The sequence below is a fragment of the Castellaniella sp. FW104-7C03 genome (genome assembly GCF_040276085.1).
Classification (GTDB): Bacteria; Pseudomonadota; Gammaproteobacteria; order Burkholderiales; family Burkholderiaceae_B; genus Castellaniella.
The window spans coordinates 80,839-105,146 of sequence record NZ_JBELOK010000005.1 but is presented as its reverse complement, the minus strand read 5'-3'; the positions used below and the strand labels follow the sequence as shown (position 1 = coordinate 105,146).

Sequence of the window (24,308 nt, the reverse complement as noted above, 5' to 3'; positions counted from 1 at the left end):
TCTTCGTAAAATGGTGACCTTTTTGATGCCTAATCACGGACAGTACATTGAGCACAGCACGCTATGACGAATCTTCGATTCGAGTCTTGAAGGGTCTGGAGCCGGTGCGTCAGCGCCCCGGCATGTACACCCGAACCGACAACCCCTTGCACATCATCCAGGAGATAATTGATAACGCAGCAGATGAAGCCCTGGCTGGTTTCGGCCAGCACATCGCGGTCAGTTTGCATGCCGATGGCAGCCTCTCGGTGGAGGACGATGGCCGGGGGATACCGGTGGGCGAGCATCCCGAAGAACATGCGCCAGTGGTTGAGCTGGTGTTCACGCGGCTGCACGCCGGTGGCAAATTCAACAAGGCCGACGGCGGCGCGTACGCGTTTTCCGGTGGCCTGCATGGTGTGGGTGTATCGGTCACCAATGCCTTGTCGACGCGTCTTGAGGTCACGGTCTGGCGGGATGGCGGAGAGTACCGCATCGTGTTTGCCGATGGGGCAGTGATAGAGCCGTTGAGCAAAACAGGCAGTGTGGGCAAGCGGCGCACGGGCACGCGGGTGCGGGCCTGGCCTGATCCCCGGTATTTCGACCACGCGCAGGTGCCGCTGGCGGATCTTGAACATGCCTTGCGCAGCAAAGCGGTGCTGCTGCCCGGTACCCGCGTTACCCTGACTCTCGAAAAAAATGCCCAGCAACGCGAGTGGCATTACGAGTCTGGTTTGCAGGGTTATCTGGCTGAGGCGCTGGCGGGTACGCCGGTGCTGATCCCCATGTTTTTGGGCCAGCAGTACGCGGGGGCTGACGATGAGCATTTTGCCCGCGGCGAGGGCGCCCAGTGGGTGGTGGCCTGGACAGAAGAGGGACCGGTGGTCCGCGAATCCTATGTCAACCTGATTGCCACCACGGCAGGCGGCACCCACGAATCTGGCCTGCGTGAAGGCTTGTTCAACGCCGTCAAGTCCTTTGCCGAGCTGCATAATCTCCTGCCCAAAGGCATACGCCTGTTGCCTGAGGACGTCTTTGCCCGTGCCAGTTTTATTTTGTCGGCCAAGGTGCTTGATCCCCAATTTCAGGGCCAGATCAAAGAGCGGCTGAACAGCCGCGATGCCGTGCGCCTGGTGGGCACGTATCTGCGCAACGCGCTAGAGCTTTGGTTGCACGCCAATGTCGAACACGGCAAACGTCTGGCCGAGCTGGCCATTGGCCAGGCGCAGGCCCGTACGCGGGCAGCCCGCAAGGTGGAAAAGCGCAAGGGTTCTGGTGTGGCGGTGCTGCCGGGCAAACTTACTGACTGCGAATCCTCGGACGCATCGCGCACCGAGGTTTTTCTGGTTGAAGGTGATTCGGCCGGTGGTTCTGCCAAGATGGGGCGCGACAAGGAGTTTCAGGCCATCTTGCCGCTGCGAGGCAAGATCCTCAATGCCTGGGAGGTTGAGCGTGACCGCCTGTTTGCCAATAACGAAATCCACGATATTTCCGTGGCCATCGGGGTGGATCCACATGCGCCTGGCCAGGATATCGATCTGTCGGGCCTGCGCTATGGCCGCATCTGCATTTTGTCTGATGCGGACGTCGATGGCTCGCATATTCAGGTGCTTTTGCTGACACTGTTTTTGCGCCATTTCCCGCAGTTGATCGACACCGGACACGTGTATATTGCGCGCCCACCCCTGTTTCGCGTGGATGTACCGGCGGCCGGCAAGCGGCCGGCGCGCAAGCTGTATTGTCTGGATCAGGAGGAGCTGGATGCGGTGCAGGAAAAACTGCGGGGTGAAAACCTGCGCGAGGGCAGCTGGCGCATCAGCCGCTTCAAAGGCTTGGGCGAAATGAATGCCGAACAGCTTTGGGATACCACGCTCAACCCCGACACCCGCCGGCTGGCTCAGGTGCGGCATGGCGACGAGGGGGTGAAGGCGTCGATGCAGCTGTTCGAGATGTTGATGGCACGGGGCGAATCGGGACAGCGGCGCAGCTGGCTCGAAGACAAAGGCAATCTGGCCGAAGTGGATGTTTAAGGAATCAAAATGGATGCCAATACCGCGGATTTATTGACTGCAGATGGGGATGACGGCCTGGTGCTGGCCCGCTATGCCGAGCAGGCCTATCTGGATTACGCCGTCTCGGTGGTGCGTGGCCGGGCCTTGCCGGAAGTCTCGGACGGCCAGAAGCCTGTGCAGCGGCGGATACTCTACGCCATGGATGCGATGGGGCTGGGAGGCCAGTCGCGCCCAGTGAAATCCGCCCGGGTGGTGGGTGATGTGCTGGGCAAGTATCACCCTCACGGAGACCAGGCGGCCTACGACGCCATGGTGCGGATGGCCCAGGATTTTGTCCTGCGTTACCCCCTGATAGACGGCCATGGCAATTTTGGCTCGCGGGATGGCGATAATGCTGCGGCCATGCGCTATACCGAAGCACGCCTGACACCTTTCTCGCGTCTGTTGCTTGATGAGCTGGACGAGGGCACCGTTGATTTCGTCCCCAATTACGATGGCAGCCAGCAAGAGCCTGTGTGCCTGCCGGCGCGTCTGCCCGTAATGCTGCTCAACGGGGCCTCGGGTATTGCCGTGGGGATGGCTACCGAGATTCCCTCGCATAATTTGCGCGAAATTGCCCGTGCCTGTGTGGCTTTGCTGCGCAAGCCCAACCTGGCAGATGAGGAACTGTACGCCCTGGTGCCAGGGCCGGATTTCCCGGGGGGCGGACAAATCATTTCGTCGCCAGCCGATGTGGCGCATATTTATGCCAGTGGGCGTGGGTCAATCAAGGCGCGTGCCCGCTGGCACTTCGAGGATCTGGCGCGCGGCCAGTGGCAACTGGTGGTCACAGAGCTTCCTCCCGGCACCTCATCCCAGAAAATTCTCGAAACCATCGAAGACCTCACCAACCCCAAGCCACGAGCAGGAAAAAAATCCCTGTCTTCCGAGCAGCAGCAAACCAAGGCGCTGGTCTTGGGGCTGCTCGATACCGTGCGGGATGAGTCCGGCAAGCAAGCGCCGGTGCGGCTGGTGTTTGAGCCCAAGTCCAGAACCATCGACCGTGATGAGTTTGTCAACTTGCTGCTCGTACGCACCGGGCTTGAGGGTAATGTCTCGCTGAATCTGGTGTGTATCGATACCGATGGCCGGCCGGGGCAGCGCAGCCTGCGCCAGGTGCTTGAATCCTGGCTGGCGTTTCGGGCGCAAACGGTTACCCGGCGTACGCGCCACCGCCTGGATAAAGTGCTGGATCGCATCCATATCCTGGAGGGCCGCAGCATTGTGTACCTCAACGTGGATGAGGTGATCCGCACGATCCGTGAGGCGGATGATCCGCGTGATGCCCTGATGCAGCGCTTTAATCTCAGCGAGCGCCAGGCCGACGATATCCTCGAAATGCGCTTGCGCCAGTTGGCCCGTCTCGAGGGTATCCGTATCGAGCAGGAGCTTGAACAAAAGCGCAAGGATCAAGAGGGGCTTGAACATTTGCTGGACAATCCCGACGCCTTTCGGCGTCTGATCATCCGTGAAATCGAAGCCGATGCCAAACAGTATGGAGACGATCGTCGAACCCTCATCGAGGCGGCCGACCGTGCCGTGATGGAGACCACCGTGCTGGATGAGCCTGTCACCGTGGTGATGTCGCAAAAGGGCTGGTTACGTGTGCGCCAGGGCCATGGGCATGATGCCAGCCAGTTTGGCTTCAAGGCGGGCGATTCGCTGTACGACACGGTGGAATGCCGCAGCACGCAAGAGCTGCTGGCCATCTCCAGCACCGGCCGCACCTACAGCGTGCCAGTGGCCGGCCTGCCTTCGGCCCGCGGAGACGGCCAGCCCATTTCCTCGATGGTGTCGCTTGAGCCCGGCAGCCGGATCGTGCACATGCTGGTGGCGGCGGCAGATCAATCCCTGATGCTCGGCGTGGCGTCTGGCTATGGCTTCAAGGCCACGGCGGGAGACCTCAGTACCCGTCAGCATGCCGGCAAGCAGTTCATCACGGTGGATAAGGGCGAAACCTTGCTTAAACCCCTGTTGCTCGGCCCCGAGGATCAGGCGCTGGCGCTGTTGAGTCAGAAAGGGCGCTTTTTGGTGGTGGCGCTCGATGAGCTCAAGACCTTGTCGGGTGGCGGACGCGGCACCATTTTGATGGGTCTGGATGATGATGATCATCTGGCGCAATGGGCGGCTGTGGGGCCGGCTGGCGTCGTACTGCGCGGTCTGTATCGAGCCCGCGACACCGAGTTGCGCCTGACGCCCGATGACCTGGCCGCCTATGTCGGGCGGCGCGCACGCAAGGGCAAGTTGCTGGATGTCAAAATCAAGCAGCCCAGCCTGTGGTCGGGTACGGCTGGTTAACAGTGCCGAGGGGTCTAAAATAACAGATTGGCGTTGGTTTTTTCGGAATCTGAAATGAGCTTCAAGGTGTCGGTGCAGCCGGCTGGCCAAGCGTTTGTGGCCAAGCCTGGGCAAACCATACTGGATGCTGCCCTGGAGGCAGGCATCGTGCTGCCTTACAGCTGCCGCAACGGGACATGCTCTACCTGTCGCGGACGGGTGGTGACGGGTGAATATGAGGCCGGGCCTGCCCCCGGCCGCGTTCTGGATGCGGCCGATCTCGCACAAGGCTACACGCTGCTGTGTCAGGCATGTCCCACCTCTGATGTCACCATCGAGGCTGAAGAAGTGCATCTCAGGGGCGATATCGTGGTGCGCAAGATGCCGGTGCGCGTGCATGCATTGACGCCTTTGGCCACCGATGTCACCGAACTCACCCTCCAGTTGCCCTCGGCCGAAGCGTTTAATTTTCAGCCGGGGCAATACCTGGATTTCCTCTTTAAAGATGGCCAGCGCCGCAGCTATTCGATGGCCTGCGCCCGGGCCCAGGACCACAGGGTGCAATTACATCTGCGACACACTCCGGGGGGCTTTTTCACTGACCGCGTCTTTGGTGTCGGTGAGTCGCCTGTCAAGCTGCGCGACATCTTGCGTATCGAGGGGCCACTGGGTTCGTTTTTCCTGCGCGATCAACCGCAGCCCATTATCTTTTTGGCCAGCGGCACCGGGTTTGCGCCCATCAAGGCCATGATCGAAGCCATGCTGGTGCAAGGCGATGCCCGTCCTGCTGTGCTGTACTGGGGCGGGCGCCGGCCGGCTGATCTTTATCAGATGGATCTCCCCCGGGCATGGGCGGCTCAACGGCCAGGGTTTCGCTTTGTGCCGGTGCTGTCCGATACACAACCCGAAGATGCCTGGAGAGGCCGCGCGGGCTGGGTACATCAGGCGGTGATGGCCGATTTCCCGGATTTATCCGGGCATCAGGTGTATGCCTGCGGCGCGCCGGCAATGGTCGAGGCCGCCCGTCACGACTTCACACGAAAATGCCGGTTGGCGCCAGACATGTTCTACGCCGATGCTTTCACCACCGAGGCCGATCGGGCCGAGGCCCAAGCATGAAAATTGCAGTGTTGGGTGCAGGCATTATCGGTGTATCCAGTGCGTGGTGGCTGGCCCGCGCGGGACACGAAGTTGAAGTCATCGATCGCCAGCCCGGCGCAGCCCTGGAAACCAGCCGGGCCAATGGCGGGCAGATATCCGTGTGCTACGCCGAGCCCTGGGCCAGCGTCCATACACTAAAGAAGGTGTTGCGCTGGGTGGGGCGTGCCGATGCGCCGCTGCGCTTCAGCCCACGCCTGAGCCTGCGCCAGTGGATGTGGTGCGCGCGCTACCTGAATGAATGCCGCCCGCCACGATTTGCACGCAATGTGCGTGCCATGGTGGCGCTGGCTCAATACAGCCGCGCAACCCTGCGCGAACTGCGGACAGAACTGCACATTGATTACAACCACCTCGAGCGCGGCATCCTGGCGTTTTACCGCAATCCACAAGAGTTCGAGCATGCCCAGGCCAGTGCTGCGCTGATGCGGAAGCTGGGTGTGGATCGCCAGGTGGTGGATGCCGCCGAGGTGCTGCGCATCGAACCCGCGTTGGCCGCGGCCCGTGATCCCATTATTGGTGGGGATTTCACCGCGGACGATGAGTCTGGCGACATACACCTCTTTACACGTGCGCTGGCCAGTCATGCGCAGGCGGCCGGCGTGCGTTTCCGTTTTAATACGCGGGTCAATCGTCTGCATGCCGTGGATGGCAAGGTGTCGGTTGCCGAGATCGTCGAACCCGATGGTTTTTTCAGGTCTTTGCACGCAGATGCCTATGTGGTGGCGTTGGGCAGCTTCAGCCCGATGCTGCTGGCCCCTTTGGGGCTGGCCTGCCCGGTGTACCCGGCCAAAGGCTATTCAGCCACCTTCAACCTGCGAGATCCTGCCGCCGCCCCCATGGTCAGCCTGGTCGATCAGGAAATGAAAATCGTCACATCACGCCTGGGCAATCAGTTGCGGATGGCCGGGACGGCGGAGATCGGTGGATATTCCCGCGCCTTGGATACGGGCCGTTGCAATCAATTGGCCGAACATGCACGTTCCTTGTTCCCAAGTGCGCTCGATTTTGATAATGTTCAGTTCTGGTCTGGACTGCGGCCCCTAACCCCTTCAAATGTCCCGATGATCGGGCGTTCACGGTTGCGCAACCTGTATGTCAATACAGGTCATGGCAGCCTGGGATGGACCATGGGAGCCGGCTCGGGCAGGGTTTTGGCCGATCTGATTTCAGGGCGCCGGCCAGATATCGACTTTCCTTTTTTGGATTAAATCATCATGAGTTTTCCCATGGCTTCCGGCGCGCGTCGCCCGGGCTTGTGTGCGGCCTGGACTTTGGCCGCGCTGGTTGCTTCAGGCCCGGCTTGGGCCGCTACGGATGTGCCAATCTGGCTCAGCCTGGATAGCCACAATACGGATGCGTTTGAATCGCTGGTCAAGGCCTATAACCGCAGCCAGTCGGATGTTCAGGTAAAGGTGCGCTCGTTTGACACACCCGAGGCCCTCAGTCAGGCACTGGATGCGGCCGCCAAAGATAAGTCGCTGCCGGCACTGGCCCAGATCGGCGATAGCCATACGCTCGAGGACATCTCGCAACGGTCGTACGTCCAGCCTTTTTATACACTGCAAAAATCCGCACCACTTAAAAAGGTGGATTGGTTCGTTTCCTCGGACAACGCCTTCATCCATGATGCCAAGGGCCGCCTGATGGCGTTTCCGGCCATGCTCGAAATCCCCGTGATGTATTACAACCAGGATGCCTTCAAAAAAGCGGGCATTGTGCCAGCCATCCCGCAGCGTACCTGGATGAGTCTCCAGGGGCAGCTGGTCAGCATGGCCAACAAGGGCTCGCGCAAGTGCCCGCTCACATCCAACCTGCCGGTATCCATCAATCTCGAAAACCTGGCTGCCGTCAATAATCAGCTGTATGCCAGTGCCGATAACGGCCTCAAGGCCAAGGGCCTGCCCAGTTTTTCGTTTGATGTCACCTATGTGCGCCATCTGTCGCTGATGATCAGCTGGGTGCGCTCGGAGATCATGGTGCGCCCGGATGCCGGAACGCATTCCATCAACCGGTTTGCCAATGGCGAGTGCGCTGTCATGATGTCCAGCTCCGGACATATCGGGCAGTTCAACGAACAACGCAAGTTGCACTACGCGGTATCGGGCCTGCCGTACTACCCAGAGGTCACCAAGGTGCCCGGCAATCCGTTTATCAGCGGTTCCGGATTATGGGTGATGAAATCCAGCAAACCCGTGACTGACGCCACAGCAGCGTTTCTTGGCTGGCTGGCCCAGCCCGATCACGCTGCGCAGTGGTACCAGGAAACCGGTTATCTGCCACTGACAAAAGCTGCTTTCGATAGGACACCAGCCAGCTACTACACCGACCTGGGACAGTGGCGCAACCTGGTCGCTGTGTATGCCGGGCGCTCGGCAGTCACGGGTCAGGGGTTCCGGATTCATAACTACCCCGAGATCCGAACCAAGTTCCAGCAGATTATCAATTCGGCCCTGGACGGCAAGCAACCGGCTGTCACGGCACTCAATACCGCTACCGCCGAGGGTAATCGCATGGTTCGCCAGCGCTAAAACATCCCAGATTTTTTTATCCGTTCGTACATCCCAGTCTGGTGGCGGATTCGCCACCAGACCACCATAGGCACCCGATACCCGATATCTGGTGCCTGTTTTTTTGCCGGATCCGGGAGCTTACCTGGAGAGAGGCATGATCAAGATCTTGGGTGCGGTGTGTTTCAGCCTGGTGCTGGCTGGGTGTGCCACGCCGCAAAGCGAGGCCTGGTGGCGGGATTTCGCCGGTTTGTCGCCGCGTATTGCTCAGTACCATTTTGGCTGGCAGCTCTCAGGTGATCCGGATCTTGCTCCCTTGCAGGTGTTCGATGATGGCACAGACATCTGGCTGCAGTATCCGGCTGGGCAGGCGGTACCTGCCGTATTTGCCCGTACGCCTGCGGGCGACACCTTGTTGCGGGCACGGCGCGACGGCGATTACCTGCGCGTGCGGGGTGTGCACAGTCATCTGCTGATGCGTGGTGGCTTGTCCATGGCCGAGGCCCGACGTCAGGGGGCCGGATCTGGTGTCGTCGGGGCGTCGGTAGCGCCTGCACCTACCCCTGCACCGGTGGTGTTGCCTGTGGCCACGGTTGCCCCGGTGGCGGCACCCGTTGCTGCACCTAAACCGGTGGCGGCGTCCGCTCCTAGGTCTGTTCCCACCTTGATGCCCAGCCGCCCGTCCGGTGCCAGTCAGGTTGTCCAGGCTGCTTCTTCCGGCACTGCACCTGGTGCGCGCCTTGCACCTGCCAGTGCCCCCATCGCACAGGCAGCAGGGTTGCCATTGGTTGGCAAAAAGCACTCCTTCGAGGTGACACCAGGAGATGGCAATGTACGCCGTGCATTGGGGCGCTGGGCGCGGCAAGCCGGCTGGACATTCGAGCCTGAGCACTGGGCGGTGGATGTGGATATTCCGCTGGCCGGCTCAGCCGAATTTGACGAACCTTTCCGTAGCGCAGTACGCAGTCTTCTCGCCGCCACCGAACTCGGCGACCGGCCAGTTCAGCCGTGTTTTTATGCCAATCAGGTGATGCGTGTCGTGCCTTTGGCCCAGCGCTGTGATCGTACGCAGCTTGGTGGAGAATCCTGATGAAGGGGCGTTGGCTGTTCAGCCTTGCAATGTTGTTGCTACTGCCCGCTTGTGCCCTGCAAGAAAAACTGCAACAAGCCGCACAGGATTATCAGCAACTGGATAAGTCTGTGGTGCAAGGGCATCAGCGTTTTGGTCGAAGCGTCGAAAATCTCCGGCACCGTCAGGCCGCCCAGGAGGTCGACAAGCCTTGGGTGGCGGGGCCGGCGCAGCCCCTGGCTCGAGAGCTTTCCCTGCCACCGGCGCTACGCGCGCAGGTACGCACCACCTTGCTGTTTGCTGATGGCACGGACAATCTGCGGCGTATTGCCCGACGCATCTCCGTGGTTACCGGTATTCCTGTTCATGTCCGCCCCGACGCCTTGTTGCCGGCGGCCCACTTTTTGCCGCGTCTTGCGCAAGCCGCTGTGCCCATGCCTGCGCAAGATCCCGAGCAACCCTTCGATCTGGCTGCCCAGCCTGCGGCATTGCCTTTAATCCTGGATCGTTTGTGTGCCCACCTGGGTATTCGCTGGCGCTATGCCCAGGGCCGCATCGAGTTCTTTCGTACCGAGACACGGGTGTTCAATGTGCGTGCGCTTACCCTGGATGCCAAGGCACAGGCCAGCCTGGGCCTGGCGGGCCGGGAGGGAGAGGGCGGCTTTATCAGTACGTCCAGCACGCAGTTGCACAGTACCGATCAGGATGTGCTCAAGACGGTGCGTGCGCGAATAGAGCCATTTTTGTCGCGCGCAGGTGTCCTGGTGGCCGAGCCCGGTGCGGGTGCCACCGTGGTGGTGACGGATTTGCCTGAGGTGCTTGATCGCATCGCAGGCTACCTCGACAAGGAAAACCGTGCACTCACACGCCGAGTCAGGCTGGTGTTTGAAGAACTCACCGTGGCGCTCAACGAGCAGGCCCAGGCCAGCCTCGACTGGAATCTGGTGTTTTCCGGGGCACAGCTGGAGGCCAGCCTGACGGTGCCTGCTCTGGCCAGCGGGCCGGCGGGCAGGCTGGGAGTAGGGCTGGGCACGGGCTCAATGAGCGGCAGTGAGGCGGTGATCCGGGCACTGGGAGAATCCGTACACCTGGTGCGTCGCAGCAGCGTACCCATGCTTACGCTAAATCGCCGGCCAGTTACCCATGCGGTGCGCACCACCTTTTCTTATATTGATCGTGTTCAGACCACGCCACTATCCGGTACCAATGGTTTGGCCGTTCCGGCAGTTTCGGTGAATCAAAAAGAAGAAACCGTGGGGTCGTTGCTGACGCTGGTGCCAGATGCCCAGGAAAACGGGCAAATTTTACTGTCGCTGGCGTACGACAACACGGTCGCCCAGCCCTTAAAAACCGTCACCTTTGGCGACAAGGCCAATCCTTTGCAATTGCAGCAGCTCACCATCGAAGGCAATGGCACTGTGCAGCAATTGGCTTTGCAGCCAGGGCAGCCACTGGTGGTCTCGGGGTTTGACCGCCAACAGTCTGAATCCACCGAGCGGCGCCTCAATCCAGGCTTGCCAGCCATTTTTGGGGGTGGCAACCACCTGCAGTCCCAACGGCTGGCCACGGTGCTCATCATCACCGCTCAGGTCGAAGAAGGGCTTTAAACCATGACGCCCGTCCATCTTGTCCGTGTGGCCGGAGTACCGCTGGTGTTTGGCCTGAGCTGGGTGCCGGTGCTTGGAGACTCTGCACGCGCGCAGCACCAGGCCCGCCGCGAAGGTGCGCGCCATCAGATACTGTCAGGTAATCCGCCCGCTGCCTTGGGCCTGGCCACCCGCTTGCCTGTCACCGAACCGTGCTGGTCGGCGGCTGATCTTCTGGCGCGCCTGCATCCCCAGGGGTCGTGGGCCTGTGTGCTGCCCCTTGGCGAACAGCATTGGCACTTGCTGGGATGCCACGAAGGCGTGGCCTTGGCCCGGGCCGACCGACACTATCCCACTGAAAGCCTGGCCTTGCAGGCGCTGGATGCCTTGCGTGGCGCGTATCCGAAATTGCAGGTACCACCGGCGGCCAGTCAGGCGGAGGCACTTCTGCAGCAACTGGCTCGTGCTGCAGCGGGTGCGTCAACCCTGGCGCGAGTTCCTGTCCGCCGTTCAAAGTGGCTGGTGTCAGTTGCCGGGCTCCTGCTGCTTGCTATCCTGGGTGGGCAATATTGGTGGGCTACTTCACGGGCAACACCCGTGCCAGGTGCGGATGCTCGGCGCGCCTGGCAAGCGGCGCTTCAGCGGGCCATGGCTGCCCGCCCGGTGCATGGCAAACAAGGTACCCGCCACTTGCTGGCAGCAGTACAGGCTCAGCCGGTGCGTGTGGCCGGGTGGGTCCTCGAAACCATACGCTGCCAGCTGGGCTCGCAGCACTGGCAGTGTGCCAGCGACTACCGGCGAGTTGCGCCACAGGCCAACAATCAGGGCTTGATGCAAGAAGCCCCCACCGGTTGGCGTCTGGATTTTCCGTCGCTGGACACGGCTCGCGCTCATTGGTCTCCAACGGTCAGCAGCCAGGTGCCTGCGCCGCAGGATCTGCCGGCCGCTCAGTTGCTTGCGCGCCGTTGGGCCAGTGGCTTGCAGGCGGTCTTGCCGGCCTTTACATCAGTGCAGCTCAAGCCTGCGCAACCTTTGGCCTTGCTTGCTCCGCGTGATGTCCAGGGGCAGTTGATCCCCCAGCCCGCCGATCTGCCCGTGGTAAGAGTGCGGCCACTCAGTATCCGAGGGCCGCTGAGGTCCGCAGGTTTGCTGGCATCTCTGGCTCAGGCGGTGTCATGGCAAAAATTGGTGCTCAGCCACGCGCCAGGTGTCCGCCCCAGCCTCAAAAATAGCCGTCTTATCTTGCATCTCGAAGGGGCCGTGTATGAAAGCCGTCACTAACCGTGTTCAGCCTCAAACCGTGCGCTTCAAGGCAATGTGCCGCCATTTTTGGGTTGGCCTGGCCATGTTCTTGTGGTCCTGCGCGTTGGCAGCAGCGCCACCAGGGGCCGATGCGCCGGTGTCGTCGACTCCCGAGGAATCATGGGAAACGCTGTCCGTACGCGAGTTGTTGCAGCAGGATCTGCAAGAGGTCCTGCGAACATCCACCCAGGACCCTGGCGTGGCCACGCTAGGGATCAAACCCTCTGTACGGCCGGTGATGGCGCCACGTCTGGTGGCCCTGTACGGTGTCGGCCGGGCCTTGATGGCTGAAGTTCAGGTGGGTCAAAGAGCCTATCTGTATGTGCGTGGCCAGCCCTTCCCGGCAGGCCACACGGGTGATTCCGGCGTCTATCAGCTTCGGGGGATGAACGGCGCCTGCATACAACTCGAGCGCGGAGAAGACCGTCATTCGCTGTGCTTGCGCATGTTGCTGGGTGAGGTGCAACCATGAAGATCTGGTCTTCTCCTTTGACGGTGGCAGAGCCCTCAGCGCCTTTTTGCCTGGCGGCGGCGGCCACCATCGAGCACGCCGGCCAACTGGCGCAGCTGCAGCCGCCTGTGAGGCGCCTGGCTGCCCGGCAATTTGAAGTCGATTCTCTGGCCGACCGGATCTGCCCGGTTGAGCGCACAGACGGCAGCATGACGTTGCTTGCGCGGGCGGAGTACGTCGGCAGTGATCAGGCAGATGCGCTGGAGCGGCGCATGCAGGCGGCAGGATTTGTGCTGTCCGATCCGGCCCGCTATGTGCTGCCGGCGGCTTTGTTGCTGGCCCTGTCGCGAGATGCCGGTGTGTTGGCCAGCCCTGCGCCCGCCAGCCGGACACCCACGGCACTGGCGGGTGTATTTCAAGACCTGATTGAATGGGGCGTGGCGCATCGGGCCAGCGACTTACACCTCAATGTTCATCAGGATGCCGCCACATCCGATGTGCGGTTTACCGTTGCGGGCCGGTATATTGCCCCCGAGCGCTTTCGCCTGATGCCCACCGATTTGCTGCTGGATGTGCTGGCCGTGGCCTGGATGGATATCCAGGGCGGCAATGGCGCGGTGTTCGACCCTCAACAAGAGCAGCAGGGCACTTTGCGCCGCCAGGTTCAGGGGCGCGCCTGTGTGTTGCGCTGGGCCTCGCTGGCGGCGGATCGCGGCCCAAGCGTCTGTCTGCGCTACCTGGCGCAGGATCACCGCCTGGTGCAAGCCGGCCTCCAAGACCTTGGCTATCGCGCCGATCACATCCAATGTTTTGATCGTGTGCTGCGCTCAGAGGGCGGCGCGATTGTGCTGGCTGGAACCGTGGGTTCCGGCAAGTCAACGACGCTCACCAGCCTGATGGGCCGTCTGCCAGATGAGCGCAAGATCATCACTCTTGAAGAGCCGGTTGAATACCGCATCGAACGTGCAATTCAAAACAGCATCACCCGCAATCTGGATCAGCAGGCATCCGCACCGTATGCCGCCAAACTGCGCACCTTGAAGCGCTCGGCCATGACAGATGTGCTGCTGGGTGAAATTCGTGACCAGGACAGTGCCCTGGCTTTTATGGATCTGGCCAGCTCCGGCGTCAATCTGTACACCACGGTGCATGCGCCTTCGGCCGCCGCCATTATTGATCGCCTGAGTTCCCGGTTTATCGGTATTCCAGTCGACTTCCTGCATACGGCCGGGGTGCTGAAGCTATTGGTGTTTCAGGTGCTGTTGCCCAGGCTGTGCTCACATTGTGCCCTGCCGGTCAGGCATGTGCGTACAGAGGATGTCCGTGGCGTGTCGGGGTCGCCAGAAACGGCAGCCTGGCTGGATCGTATCGAGCAACTCTGGCAGGTATCGCCCCGGCAACTGCGTGTGCGTAACCCCGAGGGATGCCCGCATTGCCGGCTGCCTCAGCTACCCGCACTGGCCGGCTATGCTGGCCGTACGGTGGCGGCAGAGCTCCTTGAACCAGGCCTGTCTCCAATGCAGCACGGGGCTGTGGATCCCTATCTGCCTGATTCCACCTATAGCGCGATGGCACATGCCATGCAAAAGGTGGCGGCCGGTGAGGTAGACCCGCACGATATCGAGATGCGCTTCATGGCATTTGAAACACTGGCCTTGCGCCGCCAGGCCCGTGCACCCCAATCAGCATTTCGGCAGGTAGCCCGATGCGGCGTCTGAACCTCTGGCCGGGCCAAGTTGGCCTATGGCAGCACAGGCTGGATGCCTGGCGTTTCTCGTCCCAACGGGCAGATTATCTGGATTATTTGCATGCAGTGCTTCATGGAGCGCAAGGGCGCCTGACACTGCGTGAGCTATTTGACCGGGATGCCACACGATACGGCCGGCGTACGGTTCGTGGACGGCTGTCGCAGCAGTGGTCACTGGTGTGTGAGGCCAGTGGCGGTGATCTGCATGCCACCTGGGAGGGCTGTTTTCCTGATGATGAGCGAGCCTTGTTGCAGCTGGCCCAGGCGTTTGGCAACGTCCGGCTCATGGCCTGCTTTCAGGCCCTTGCCCGACATCTGGGCTTGCTGATCCAGGCCAGGCGGATGCTCTGGGCAACGCTGGGTTCTGCTGCTTTGGCGCTGGTGGTCGTCAGTGTGCTGATGCTGGCACTGCCGGCCTGGACTGTCCCGGCCTTGCAGCAGGCCTTTCAGGGCTTGCCTCCTGCCTATCACGGCGCCTGGGCACAAAGCCTGTTTACCTTTGCCGGCTATCTGCGCGTATGGGGGGGTGGGTTGCCGATCCTGACGGTGGCCCTGCTGTCAGGCGGGCTGTTCAGTTTGCCGCGCACCTCTGGCTATGGTCGCCGCCTGCTCGATCGGTTTGGTCCGTGGCGTCTGTATCGCAATGTGCAGGCCTTGCGTCTGTTGGCGCTGATCACCATTCTCCTGCAGCCCGGCACAGGCCATTCCACGCAGTTACGCCCAGTGATTGTCCTGCTGTTTGAGACGGCCTCGCCCTGGCTTGCCGCCCATTTGCGCAGGATGGTGGCCCGGATCGATCAGGGTGAGACAGGGGCTGATGCGTTTGACACCGGTTTGCTGGATCGTGATGTGTATTGGTATCTGGAGGACATGGTTGCTGCACGCGGCTTGCAGGAAGGTCTGCAAATCGTGCACCAGCGCATGTCCCAGGTCTGGTTTCAAAGGATTCAGCTGCAGGCACAGGTCTTGCGCTGGCTGGTGCTGCTGACAGGTGTTGCCAGTGTGCTGGTATTGGGCCTGTGGCATTACGCGGCCATCGATGATCTGCGCCGCGGCTGGATGATGTTTCAGGCCAGCCAATAAAGGCGGGCAAATCGGGCCGGCTACCGGCAAAGGAGACACCATGCGCAATCATCTTTTTCATCCTCACCGGCTTTCTGCGGGCAAAGACACGCGGCACTCACAGCAAGGCTTTTCCCTGATCGAAGTTTCGATCGTGACTGCTATCGTGCTTCTGATTGCAGTCATTGGCATTCCGGCGATCGGCAGCTATGTGCTGGAGAACAAGGTGCCCAAGGTTGGCCAGGAGCTGGCCCGCTTTATGATGCAGACCCGCATCAATGCCAGTACGGCTGGAGACCCGCCCTATAGCCAGATCAGCAATGCCAATCTGGTCTCGATGGTGGCAGATTCCAGCGTGCTCACACAGGCCAGCGATGGTGCCGTGCTGCACGGTCTGGGCACGGGGGCGATCGAGGTCGAGCCCGATGAAGCGGGCGCCGGGTTTCTGTTGCGCTTGCAGGCGGTCAATCATGTGGCCTGCCCTTCGATTGCATCGGTGCTGCAGCGTGTCGCCGATCGCATTACGGTCAGCAGCCAGGGAGGCGCGGCCATTACTGTCAAGGATGCCACCACACCATACAGTGCACTCACCGCCGAGTCTCTCTGCAGTCGTGGGGACACCAATCAGTTTGTGTTTTATGCGCGCTGATTTAAGTTGCGGCGGCAAGCTGTCCTGGCCTTTGGCAGCCCGTTGGCGGGTAGCCTTGCGTATGACGGCGTCTATTGCTGGCAGGCGCCAGCAGGGTTCACTGCTGCTCGAATTCATGGTAGTGGCCGCCATCGCCCTGGTGCTCAGCATCTGGGCAACGCACGAGTGGGTGCAGCGCTCCCGTGCCTTGCAGGCGCAGGCGCTGGCAGTGTGGATGGAAACCGCCCGGGCAGCGGCCGACGGCTATCTGCAGCGCTACCAGCATTCGCTCAAGCAGGCGGATGTAGAGGCTGTCATGGCCTCGGAAGGGTTTGCCAACTGGCAGGCACCCAGTGTGCCAGAGCTGCAGGCAGCCGGTTTGCTGCCCGCGCATTGGCAATCGGCTGGGCCCCTGCGCCAACAGCTGGTCTGGCAAGCAAGTCGCACAGGCAGTTGCCCATTGGCTCCGTGCACTTTACAGGCCCTGGTGGTGGCTCAGCCCGCCTTGCAGGACAAGCACGGGCAGGTGGATCGCTCCTTGGTGGCCGAGTGGCTGCTGGCTGCTCGTGGCCGTGGCCTGGTGGTCTGGCCGCATGCCGGCGATTGGCTGAGCGGGTCGGGGGTGCGCGTGCCTGTGCCTGTCGGGGCAGGATGGCAGCCGGGTACGGTGGCCTTGTTGTCCGCACAAGCCGGCAGTGCTGTGGCTGAAACCCCTCCCGATATAGATTCTCCCGTCAACACAGACGATTTTTTGCGCGTACGGGATGAGCGTGATCCCGATTTTCAGGGTGATGTCACGGTGCAGGGCAGGGTACGCAGCAATACCACCTTGCAGGCCGCGCAAGGCCTGCGGCTTGATCAGGGGTGGATTCGATATGGTGGCTGTGGCACAGAGAACCTGATCGGTCGCAACGGCATGTACCCGGGGCTCTTGATCTGTTTGCAGGGCCAGTGGCAGCCGCTGGCCCGGCCTGCTGGTGGCGGCTATCTGTTTAACAGCCGCAGAGGCTGCGTCAGCCAGACAGGTGCCAGTACGGTCAACCCAAACACAGGTGCTTGCAACTGCGGGATTGGCTACCAGCCTGTGCTGGTGGCCGAAACCGGCTCAGTCATGGCGCCCGAGGGCTTAAGCCAGGGTGTGGTATGCCATCCGGGTTAAAACCAAAGCACCAAAAAGCAGGGCGGCTTAAACAAGCCGCCCTGCTGTGATGCCGCCTGGCTGCTTAAAGCCAGGCCTTGCTTATTGACCGCTCCAGGCCGCAATCACGGCGCGTTCTTCGTCCGTCATGTTGGTGAGGTTGGCCAGTGGCATATATTTGTTGGCCACCACCTGCTTGATCTGCGCAGCGTGTTGCAAGGTCTCTGCGTTGGTGTCCAGCATGATGCCGGCGGGTGCTGCAGCAAAACCAGGCTGCGTGGGTTTGGCCGAGTGGCATTCAACACAACGTGCCTGAATGATCCCGTGTACTTGTTCGATGGATACGCCTGTAGTGCTTGCCGTGCTGCCCGCCAGGCTTGTGGCGGCGGCCAGCGGTACGGGTGCCGGTGCGGGCGAGGGTGCTGCAATCCAGCCAATCAGTGCCAGCAACACGATGCCAACAGCCGGATAGCGCAGGTCGTTTTTGCCCAGGTGGCGCAGCACAAAGTACTGGCGGATCACCGCGCCGGCAAAAATGAACAGCGTCATGATGACCCAGGCATATTCGTTTGAGTAAGTAAACGAATAGTGGTTGCTGAGCATCAGGAAAATCACCGGCAGGGTGAAGTACGTGTTGTGCACCGAGCGCTGTTTACCCCAGGCCCCGTCCAGCGGGTTGGGTTTTCCGCCCGTTTTCAAGGCTTTGACCATGCGCCGCTGCCCGGGGATGATCCAGAAAAACACGTTGGCCGACATGCAGGTGGCCATCAGGGCGCCGGTAATCAAAAACGCAGCCCGGCCCGGGAAAATCTGCGAGGTCAGCCAGGCAACAATTACCATCATCACGCCCACAGCGGCACTCAGCCACCCATCGTGGTTGACGGTGGGGCTGATGATGCGGCACAAGCGCGAATACACGTTGTAGCCAATCACCAGAAACAGCACAGCCAGAATGCCGGCCTCAAAGCCGCTCATGTTGCGAGCCCATTCCCAGGGACTGGCGGGGTTTACCAGATAGATGTCGGCTTTCAACAGATACAACAGCATGAACAGCCCGAAGCCGGACAGCCAGGTGGTGTACGCCTTCCAGAACGACCAATGCAGGTCGTCGGGCAGCTCGGCTGGGTTGGTGAGATATTTTTGATTGTGATAGAAGCCGCCACCGTGCACGGCCCAAAGTTCTCCGTAGACACCCAGCTTCTTGCTGTGTTCGCCTTTTGGGGCGTGCAGGCTTAGGTCCAGCATCACAAAGTAAATCGATTCGCCAATCCAGGCGATTGCCGCGATGACGTGCAGCCAGCGCAGCAGCAAATTGCCGTATTCCAGAAAAAAACCTTCCATGACGAGGTCTCCTCTACTTTTATATTGGTTTTTGGGGTGCGCGCGGAGAGGCTTAGCTGCCGCGGTAGGTGGACCATGTCCAAGGCGTCACCACCAGCGGGACGTGATAGTTTTGCTCTGGCTGGGCAATCCCGAACCGAAGCACCACCACGTCCACGAATCGCGGCTCTGGCAATGCAATGCCTTTGCCCGCAAAGTAGTCTCCCGCATGGAAGACAAGCTCGTAGGTGCCTTTGACAAGGGCATCACCGCTTAGCAACGGCGCGTCACAGCGTCCGTCGTGGTTGGTGGCTGTCTGTGTCAGCAATGTGCGTGTTTCGCCTTCAAGGCGATAGAGTTCCAGGGCGACGCCCTGAGCCGGTACACCGTGTACGGTGTCCAGGACATGGGTGGAAAGTTTTCCCATGAGAGTGATCCCCGGTCAGTATCCTGTTAGTGGGCCCCCGGTATGGCCATCCTGACAACCCCTGCCATACGAGGCGGCAGAGCCTGTCAGTGCGCGCCTGGCCAGTGGCCAGTCGGAACAGGACGGTTTACGTCGGACTGGTCTTGCCATCTAGCAGAACGCAGCGCCCGACACATTGTCAACAATTTGTGTTGACGATTCTCGCGTGATCCACAATAATTGTCAACAAATTTTGTTGATTATGTGACCTCATTTAAACCGCACGCCCATGCTTCAGTTAAAACCGTCTCGTCGTGACGCCACCGATTTGCAGGCTCCCCGGGCTTCGTCGCTGCGCGCGCCCAAAGCAGCCAGTGCACCGTCAGAAACACAGCGTGTTTACGATGAAATTTTTGATGCAGCGATGGATCGTCGTTTGTTGCCCGGGGCCAAACTCACCGAAGCCACGCTGTGTTCAATCTTTGACTGCTCGCGTGGCACAGTGCGGGCAGCCCTGGCGCAGCTGGCGCACGACAAGATCGTGATGATCGAGCCCAATCGCGGGGCCTATGTGTGGCAGGCTGCGCCCAAAGAAGTACGTGATGTGTTTGCCATGCGCCGGGCCCTTGAAGGCCTGACCATCGATCAACTGGTGGGGCTTGAAGATCTGGATGCCCGTCTGCAGGCGCTGGATGACATGGTGGCGCGCGAGCAACAAGCCTACGAGAATGGCGACCGCATCAGTTGGTTGCGTCTGTCCAATGCGTTTCATGTCGAGCTGGCTCGGGTGCTGGATAACCAGGTGCTCACCGAGATGTTGTCCGGCCTGTGCGCCCGTACCACGCTCATCATTGCCCTGGGCGATGGGCCCGAGGGCAGTGCCTGCTCGTATGTCGAGCATCGCGAGATCCTGAATCATATTCGGCAGCGCGATGCTGGTAGTGCGCGCGCAGCCATGGATCACCATTTGCAAGATTGTGAACACCGGATGGAGGCCCCCTCGGATGGGGGGCCTGATCCGTGGTCCGCCTTTAGTGTGCGGCGCTGATACCGCTTGGCCGGCTATCGCACCGATCCTTATTTTCTGGAGACTTTTGATGACAGACCCTCATTATCCACGCGACCTGATCGGCTACGGCCGGACGCCACCCCAGGCCAATTGGCCCGGGCAGGCGCGTGTTGCCGTGCAGTTTGTCATGAACTATGAAGAAGGTGGCGAAAACTGTGTGCTCAATGGTGATGCGGCATCCGAGCAATTCTTGTCCGAAATCATCGGGGCAGCGGCCTACCCGGCGCGTCACCTGTCGATGGAATCGATCTACGAGTACGGCTCACGTGCCGGTGTATGGCGTATCCTGCGTGAATTTGAGCGGCGAGGCCTGCCACTGACCGTATTTGGTGTGGGGATGGCGCTTGAGCGCAACCCCGAGGTTGCCCGTGCGTTTGTCGAGTTGGGCCATGAAGTGGCCTGCCACGGGTACCGGTGGATCCATTACCAGGACGTGTCCGAGGATGTCGAGCGCGAGCATATGCAGCGCTGCGTCGAGGTGGTTACCCGACTGCTGGGGCGCCATCCCGATGGCTGGTATACCGGCCGCGACAGCCCCAATACCCTCCGGCTAGTGGCCGAGGAAGGCCAGTTTCTGTATGACGCCGACTACTACGGTGATGATCTGCCTTTCTGGACGGAAGTGGATCTGGGCGATGGCCGCATGCACCCACAGCTGATCGTGCCCTACACCCTGGATACCAACGATATGCGGTTTGCGTCGCCACAGGGCTTTAATACGGGTGACCACTTCTTTCACTATTTGCGCGATGCCTTCGATGTGCTGTATGCCGAAGGGGAAACCTCGCCCAAGATGATGTCTGTGGGCCTGCATTGCCGCCTTACCGGCCGCCCAGCGCGTTTTGCCGGCCTGCAGCGGTTTCTGGATCATATCCAGCAGCATGATCGTGTCTGGATTGCCACCCGGGCTGACGTCGCCCGTCATTGGGTCAAGACGCATCCCTACACCCAAAAGTAAGTTTTCCGCCGGGCATCGCATGCCCGGCGCCCAACCGCCCGGAGGTTGCTTCGGACGGTTTTTTTCTGAATCTGGAGCGTATTTCCATGGCATCTTCCAATCTGCCCGTCGGTACCGTCATCGACGCCCCTGCTGTTGATCTGCCCGTTTTTGCGTCCCGGTACCCCAATTTGCTCAGCGAGCAACTGGGTGCCAAGGTGCTGTCGTGCACCGATGAATTCTTTGCCGGCGCCCCGCGCATGTTGCAGGATGCTGAACCCGTATTCATCGTTGGCAAGTTTGATGACCACGGCAAATGGATGGACGGCTGGGAAACCCGTCGCCGCCGCAATGGTGGCCACGACACCGCGATCGTGAAACTGGGGCTGCCCGGCACCATCAAGGGGCTGGACATCAACACCAGCCATTTCACAGGCAATTTCCCGCCTGCAGCGTCCATCCAGGTGGCCCAATGCGAGGGCGAGCCCACCGAACAAACCCAATGGGTTGAAATTGTGCCGGCCAAATCGCTGCAAGGAAACGCCCATCATTTCGTCGAGATCGACAACGACGGTGTCTGGACGCATCTTCGTCTGAACATCTTTCCGGACGGCGGCGTGGCCCGCCTGCGTGTCTACGGCCAGCCAGCCTGCAACTGGGATAAAAAAGATCCTTCGCAGCTTTACGAAGTATCGGCGCTGGCCAATGGCGGGCGCATCGTGGCCTACAACGACTCACACTTCGGCTCACCCATGCCCTTGCTCACACCGGGACGTGGCGCGAACATGGGTGATGGCTGGGAAACCCGCCGTCGCCGTGAGCCGGGCAACGATTGGGTCATCATCGAGCTCGGCCATCCGGTGACTGTCGAGAAAATAGAAATCGATACGGCCCACTTCAAGGGCAATTACCCCGACCGTGTCTCGGTGCAGGGCGCATTGGTGCAAGAGTCCACAGATCAGTCGCTGATTACTCAATCCATGTTCTGGCCGGAGATCCTGGGTGAGCAGAAAACCGAGATGGACAAGCAGCATTTCTACGAGGCCGACGCCCTGAAGCCAGTTGGGCCGGTCTCCCATGTGCGCGTCAATATGTTCCCGGATGGCGGCATCAGCCGCGTGCGCATCTGGGGCCGTTTGGCTCGCTGAGGAAGGCTGAAGAATGAGACCCCTCACCAACGCTCCCCGGGCCTTTGATGCGCGTTTGCGCAACTGGGTGGATGAACATTTTGATGAGCAGGTCTCCTTGCTGCAGCGCCTGGTGGCTATCCCGACGGATACGCCGCCAGGCGACACGGCGCGCCATGCAGAGGCGGTGGCCGATGTAGTGGCGGCTTGGGGCTGGCAGGCAGAGCGCCACAGCGTGCCGGCTGATGAAGTGCAGGCTTACGGCATGCGCTCCATCACCAACCTGGTCATCCGCCGCCAGTATGCATCCGGTGGCCCGGTGATTGCCCTGAATGCCCATGGCGATGTGGTGCCTCCGGGGGATGGCTGGACGCACGACCCCTATGGTGGCGCCGTGGTGGACGGGCGCCTGTATGGGCGCGCATCCGCTGTGTCCAAAAGCGATTTCACCACCTATCTCCACGCGGTTCGCGCGCTCGAGGCCAGCGGCTTGCCGCTACGGGGTGCAGTAGAGCTGCACTTTACCTACGACGAAGAGTTTGGTGGACTCAAAGGCCCCGGCTGGTTGCTGGCGCAGGGCCTGAGCCGGCCCGATTATGCGATCTGTGCCAGTTTCAGCCATGCCGTGGTGACGGCACACAATGGTTGCCTGCAGTTTGAAATCACCGTCAATGGCAAGGCAACCCATGGTTCTGCCCCCAAAACCGGGCATGATGCCTTGCAGGCGGCAAGCCGCATCCTGGTAGAAACCTACCAGCAGGCGCAGGCGCTGGAGGCCGTGCATTCCTCCATTGACGGCATTAGCCATCCCACGTTGATCATCGGGAAAATCGACGGTGGCACCAATACCAATGTGGTGCCTGGGCGCGTGGTGCTGAAAATGGATCGCCGGATGATCCCCGAAGAAGATCCCGCACAGGTAGAAGCCCAGGTGCGCGATTTTGTACAACAGGCGGTTGCCGGTCTGCCCGGCATCACAGTGTCCATCCGGCGCCTGCTGCTGGCGCGGGCCTTGCGCCCCTTGCCGGGGCATGAAAAGCTGGTGGCCAGCCTGCAGGCGCATGCGCAAACGGTGTTTAATGAAGCCATTGCCGCTGTCGGCACGCCTTTGTATGCTGATGCGCGCCTGTATGCCGAGCATGGGATTCCCACCGTCATGTATGGTGCGGGGCCCCGCACCGTGCTTGAGTCGGGTGCCAAACAGGCCGACGAGCACGTGATGCTCAGCGACCTTAAAGGCGCTACCCAGGTGATGGCCGGTTTGCTGGCTGATTTTCTGGTGGCTGACGCAGCGCAGGCCGCACATTGATTCTCAAGGAAGCACACCATGACAGACCCGTCAGCGTTGGAAAAACGCTTGATCGAACTCGAACTGAAAGCCATCGAGGCCGATGACCTTCTCGATCAGCTGAACACCACGGTGTTTCGCCAACAGCAGCAAATCGAGGTGCTGGCACAAGAGCTGGTGATGCTGCGACAACAGCAGGGCACGGACGGTGGCTCTGGTGTGCGCAATCTGCAAGATGAGCGTCCGCCGCATTATTGAGGCAAGATAATGCCTGATATCGATGATCACACAGGAGTCTGTCCATGAGCCAGTTGTCCGAGTACGTCCCCCCCAAAGTCTGGACCTGGGACCAACCCAGTGGTGGGCGTTTCGCCAGCATCAATCGCCCGGTGTCGGGGCCCACGCATGATCAGCCGCTGCCCCTTGGCAAACACCCGTTGCAGCTGTATTCGCAGGGCACACCCAATGGCATCAAGGTCACCATCATGCTCGAAGAACTGCTGGCGGCGGGCCATGCGGGGGCCGAGTACGATGCCTGGCTGATTCGCATTGGCGAGGGCGACCAATTTGGCAGCGGCTTTGTCGCGATCAATCCAAACTCCAAGATCCCGGCACTGGTAGATCACAGCGGCAATGAGCCCATCCCGGTGTTCGAGTCTGGTGCCATCCTGCAGTATCTGGCCGAAAAATTTTCAGTGTTTTTACCCACCGCACCAGCCGCCCGGGCACGGTGTCTGTCCTGGCTCTTTTGGCAGGTGGGCAGCGCCCCTTACCTGGGAGGTGGCTTTGGCCACTTTTATGCGTATGCGCCTTTCAAGATCGAATACGCCATCAACCGCTTTGCGATGGAAACCAAGCGTCAGCTGGATGTGCTCGACCAATGTCTGGCCCGGCAGGCCTATGTCGCGGGTGACGACTACACCATCGCTGACATCGCCATCTGGCCTTGGTATGGCAGTTTGGTACAAGGAGACGTCTACGGCGCCGGCGAATTCCTTTCAGTGCAAGACTACCAGCATGTTCAGCGTTGGGCGGCTCAAATTGCGCAACGCCCCGCAGTGCAACGTGGCCGTCTCGTCAACCGCACCTCCGAGGGCTGCTTGCGCGAGCGCCACGCCGCCAGCGATTTCGACGGCTTGTTGTAAATACCCGCACCCCGGCAGGCGTTGCTTTGCTGCGCATATGCCGGGGCTACTTTTTGCA

Annotated in this window: 21 protein-coding genes; 19 read left to right on the top strand and 2 right to left on the bottom strand. The window is 60.7% G+C overall.

The window, feature by feature from the left end; all coding sequences use genetic code 11:
* The first annotated feature begins 47 nt into the window (after positions 1 to 47).
* The 13 genes from ABS758_RS07590 (at position 48) to ABS758_RS07530 (ending at position 16,979) form a co-directional block, all read left to right on the top strand.
* Positions 48 to 2,009: a DNA topoisomerase IV subunit B gene (locus ABS758_RS07590; RefSeq protein ID WP_350381627.1), complete on the top strand. Its 1,962-nt coding sequence runs from the start codon at positions 48 to 50 to the stop codon at positions 2,007 to 2,009.
* Between the two features lie 9 nt (positions 2,010 to 2,018).
* Positions 2,019 to 4,328 (top strand): DNA topoisomerase IV subunit A, encoded by a 2,310-nt coding sequence (parC, locus tag ABS758_RS07585; RefSeq protein ID WP_350381628.1) that lies wholly within the window; start codon positions 2,019 to 2,021, stop codon positions 4,326 to 4,328.
* A 54-nt stretch (positions 4,329 to 4,382) separates the two neighbouring features.
* Positions 4,383 to 5,426 carry a CDP-6-deoxy-delta-3,4-glucoseen reductase gene (locus ABS758_RS07580; protein WP_350381630.1) on the top strand — a complete coding sequence of 348 codons (1,044 nt, stop codon included), beginning with the start codon at positions 4,383 to 4,385 and terminating at the stop codon, positions 5,424 to 5,426.
* Positions 5,423 to 6,676, top strand: a complete 1,254-nt coding sequence (locus ABS758_RS07575) for a D-amino acid dehydrogenase (protein WP_350381632.1) — start codon at positions 5,423 to 5,425, stop codon at positions 6,674 to 6,676. The genes ABS758_RS07580 and ABS758_RS07575 overlap by 4 nt, the downstream gene beginning before the upstream one ends.
* A gap of 6 nt (positions 6,677 to 6,682) precedes the next feature.
* Positions 6,683 to 7,996, top strand: a complete 1,314-nt coding sequence (locus ABS758_RS07570) for an extracellular solute-binding protein (RefSeq protein ID WP_350381634.1) — start codon at positions 6,683 to 6,685, stop codon at positions 7,994 to 7,996.
* 136 nt (positions 7,997 to 8,132) lie between these two features.
* The gene (locus ABS758_RS07565; RefSeq protein WP_350381636.1) at positions 8,133 to 9,065 is read left to right on the top strand and encodes a TrbG/VirB9 family P-type conjugative transfer protein; all 933 of its coding nucleotides are present in this window, start codon (positions 8,133 to 8,135) and stop codon (positions 9,063 to 9,065) included.
* Positions 9,065 to 10,651 (top strand): hypothetical protein, encoded by a 1,587-nt coding sequence (locus tag ABS758_RS07560; protein ID WP_350381638.1) that lies wholly within the window; start codon positions 9,065 to 9,067, stop codon positions 10,649 to 10,651. The genes ABS758_RS07565 and ABS758_RS07560 overlap by 1 nt, the downstream gene beginning before the upstream one ends.
* A gap of 3 nt (positions 10,652 to 10,654) precedes the next feature.
* Positions 10,655 to 11,911 (top strand): type 4b pilus protein PilO2, encoded by a 1,257-nt coding sequence (pilO2, locus tag ABS758_RS07555; RefSeq protein ID WP_350381640.1) that lies wholly within the window; start codon positions 10,655 to 10,657, stop codon positions 11,909 to 11,911.
* Positions 11,895 to 12,404 (top strand): hypothetical protein, encoded by a 510-nt coding sequence (locus ABS758_RS07550; RefSeq protein WP_350381642.1) that lies wholly within the window; start codon positions 11,895 to 11,897, stop codon positions 12,402 to 12,404. The genes pilO2 and ABS758_RS07550 overlap by 17 nt, the downstream gene beginning before the upstream one ends.
* A complete protein-coding gene (locus ABS758_RS07545) occupies positions 12,401 to 14,101 on the top strand; it encodes an ATPase, T2SS/T4P/T4SS family (protein ID WP_350381643.1) in 1,701 nt (566 codons plus the stop codon). The genes ABS758_RS07550 and ABS758_RS07545 overlap by 4 nt, the downstream gene beginning before the upstream one ends.
* Complete coding sequence (locus tag ABS758_RS07540; RefSeq protein WP_350381645.1) at positions 14,089 to 15,213, top strand: hypothetical protein; 1,125 nt, start codon at positions 14,089 to 14,091, stop codon at positions 15,211 to 15,213. Before ABS758_RS07545 ends, ABS758_RS07540 begins: the two co-directional genes overlap by 13 nt.
* 40 nt (positions 15,214 to 15,253) lie before the next feature.
* A complete protein-coding gene (locus ABS758_RS07535) occupies positions 15,254 to 15,841 on the top strand; it encodes a type 4 pilus major pilin (RefSeq protein ID WP_350381647.1) in 588 nt (195 codons plus the stop codon).
* Positions 15,831 to 16,979: a type II secretion system protein gene (locus ABS758_RS07530; protein WP_350381649.1), complete on the top strand. Its 1,149-nt coding sequence runs from the start codon at positions 15,831 to 15,833 to the stop codon at positions 16,977 to 16,979. Before ABS758_RS07535 ends, ABS758_RS07530 begins: the two co-directional genes overlap by 11 nt.
* Before the next feature lie 81 nt (positions 16,980 to 17,060).
* Here ABS758_RS07530 and ABS758_RS07525 read toward each other — a convergent pair whose 3' ends face one another.
* Both ABS758_RS07525 and uraH read right to left on the bottom strand, forming a co-directional pair.
* Complete coding sequence (locus ABS758_RS07525; RefSeq protein ID WP_350381650.1) at positions 17,061 to 18,299, bottom strand: urate hydroxylase PuuD; 1,239 nt, start codon at positions 18,297 to 18,299, stop codon at positions 17,061 to 17,063.
* Positions 18,300 to 18,351: 52 nt separating this feature from the next.
* Positions 18,352 to 18,705 carry a hydroxyisourate hydrolase gene (gene uraH, locus ABS758_RS07520; RefSeq protein WP_350381652.1) on the bottom strand — a complete coding sequence of 118 codons (354 nt, stop codon included), beginning with the start codon at positions 18,703 to 18,705 and terminating at the stop codon, positions 18,352 to 18,354.
* A gap of 268 nt (positions 18,706 to 18,973) precedes the next feature.
* Between uraH and ABS758_RS07515 the strand changes: the two genes are divergently transcribed.
* From ABS758_RS07515 to yghU, 6 genes are all read left to right on the top strand, one after another.
* Entirely contained in the window at positions 18,974 to 19,732 is a 759-nt protein-coding gene (locus tag ABS758_RS07515) for a GntR family transcriptional regulator (RefSeq protein ID WP_350381654.1), read from the top strand.
* 46 nt (positions 19,733 to 19,778) lie between these two features.
* Positions 19,779 to 20,711 carry an allantoinase PuuE gene (gene puuE, locus ABS758_RS07510; protein ID WP_350381656.1) on the top strand — a complete coding sequence of 311 codons (933 nt, stop codon included), beginning with the start codon at positions 19,779 to 19,781 and terminating at the stop codon, positions 20,709 to 20,711.
* Positions 20,712 to 20,797: 86 nt separating this feature from the next.
* Positions 20,798 to 21,838, top strand: coding sequence for an allantoicase (alc, locus tag ABS758_RS07505; protein ID WP_350381658.1), 1,041 nt, complete (start codon positions 20,798 to 20,800; stop codon positions 21,836 to 21,838).
* Between the two features lie 13 nt (positions 21,839 to 21,851).
* Positions 21,852 to 23,126: a M20/M25/M40 family metallo-hydrolase gene (locus ABS758_RS07500; RefSeq protein WP_350381659.1), complete on the top strand. Its 1,275-nt coding sequence runs from the start codon at positions 21,852 to 21,854 to the stop codon at positions 23,124 to 23,126.
* 18 nt (positions 23,127 to 23,144) lie between these two features.
* Entirely contained in the window at positions 23,145 to 23,363 is a 219-nt protein-coding gene (locus tag ABS758_RS07495) for a SlyX family protein (protein ID WP_350381660.1), read from the top strand.
* Between the two features lie 44 nt (positions 23,364 to 23,407).
* Positions 23,408 to 24,250 carry a glutathione-dependent disulfide-bond oxidoreductase gene (gene yghU / locus ABS758_RS07490; RefSeq protein ID WP_350381661.1) on the top strand — a complete coding sequence of 281 codons (843 nt, stop codon included), beginning with the start codon at positions 23,408 to 23,410 and terminating at the stop codon, positions 24,248 to 24,250.
* Positions 24,251 to 24,308 lie beyond the last annotated feature (58 nt).

What these genes read in the sequence shown, in the direction of transcription:
- ABS758_RS07570 (WP_350381634.1), top strand. Translation starts at nt 6,683, where the DNA reads ATGAGTTTTCCCATGGCTTCCGGCGCGCGTCGCCCGGGCTTGTGTGCG.
- yghU (WP_350381661.1), top strand. Translation starts at nt 23,408, where the DNA reads ATGAGCCAGTTGTCCGAGTACGTCCCCCCCAAAGTCTGGACCTGGGAC.
- pilO2 (WP_350381640.1), top strand. Translation starts at nt 10,655, where the DNA reads ATGACGCCCGTCCATCTTGTCCGTGTGGCCGGAGTACCGCTGGTGTTT.
- ABS758_RS07535 (WP_350381647.1), top strand. Translation starts at nt 15,254, where the DNA reads ATGCGCAATCATCTTTTTCATCCTCACCGGCTTTCTGCGGGCAAAGAC.
- alc (WP_350381658.1), top strand. Translation starts at nt 20,798, where the DNA reads ATGGCATCTTCCAATCTGCCCGTCGGTACCGTCATCGACGCCCCTGCT.
- ABS758_RS07545 (WP_350381643.1), top strand. Translation starts at nt 12,401, where the DNA reads ATGAAGATCTGGTCTTCTCCTTTGACGGTGGCAGAGCCCTCAGCGCCT.
- ABS758_RS07580 (WP_350381630.1), top strand. Translation starts at nt 4,383, where the DNA reads ATGAGCTTCAAGGTGTCGGTGCAGCCGGCTGGCCAAGCGTTTGTGGCC.
- ABS758_RS07575 (WP_350381632.1), top strand. Translation starts at nt 5,423, where the DNA reads ATGAAAATTGCAGTGTTGGGTGCAGGCATTATCGGTGTATCCAGTGCG.
- ABS758_RS07500 (WP_350381659.1), top strand. Translation starts at nt 21,852, where the DNA reads ATGAGACCCCTCACCAACGCTCCCCGGGCCTTTGATGCGCGTTTGCGC.
- ABS758_RS07515 (WP_350381654.1), top strand. Translation starts at nt 18,974, where the DNA reads ATGCTTCAGTTAAAACCGTCTCGTCGTGACGCCACCGATTTGCAGGCT.
- ABS758_RS07560 (WP_350381638.1), top strand. Translation starts at nt 9,065, where the DNA reads ATGAAGGGGCGTTGGCTGTTCAGCCTTGCAATGTTGTTGCTACTGCCC.
- ABS758_RS07525 (WP_350381650.1), bottom strand. Translation starts at nt 18,299, where the DNA reads ATGGAAGGTTTTTTTCTGGAATACGGCAATTTGCTGCTGCGCTGGCTG.
- parC (WP_350381628.1), top strand. Translation starts at nt 2,019, where the DNA reads ATGGATGCCAATACCGCGGATTTATTGACTGCAGATGGGGATGACGGC.
- ABS758_RS07550 (WP_350381642.1), top strand. Translation starts at nt 11,895, where the DNA reads ATGAAAGCCGTCACTAACCGTGTTCAGCCTCAAACCGTGCGCTTCAAG.
- ABS758_RS07530 (WP_350381649.1), top strand. Translation starts at nt 15,831, where the DNA reads ATGCGCGCTGATTTAAGTTGCGGCGGCAAGCTGTCCTGGCCTTTGGCA.
- uraH (WP_350381652.1), bottom strand. Translation starts at nt 18,705, where the DNA reads ATGGGAAAACTTTCCACCCATGTCCTGGACACCGTACACGGTGTACCG.
- ABS758_RS07540 (WP_350381645.1), top strand. Translation starts at nt 14,089, where the DNA reads ATGCGGCGTCTGAACCTCTGGCCGGGCCAAGTTGGCCTATGGCAGCAC.
- ABS758_RS07495 (WP_350381660.1), top strand. Translation starts at nt 23,145, where the DNA reads ATGACAGACCCGTCAGCGTTGGAAAAACGCTTGATCGAACTCGAACTG.
- ABS758_RS07565 (WP_350381636.1), top strand. Translation starts at nt 8,133, where the DNA reads ATGATCAAGATCTTGGGTGCGGTGTGTTTCAGCCTGGTGCTGGCTGGG.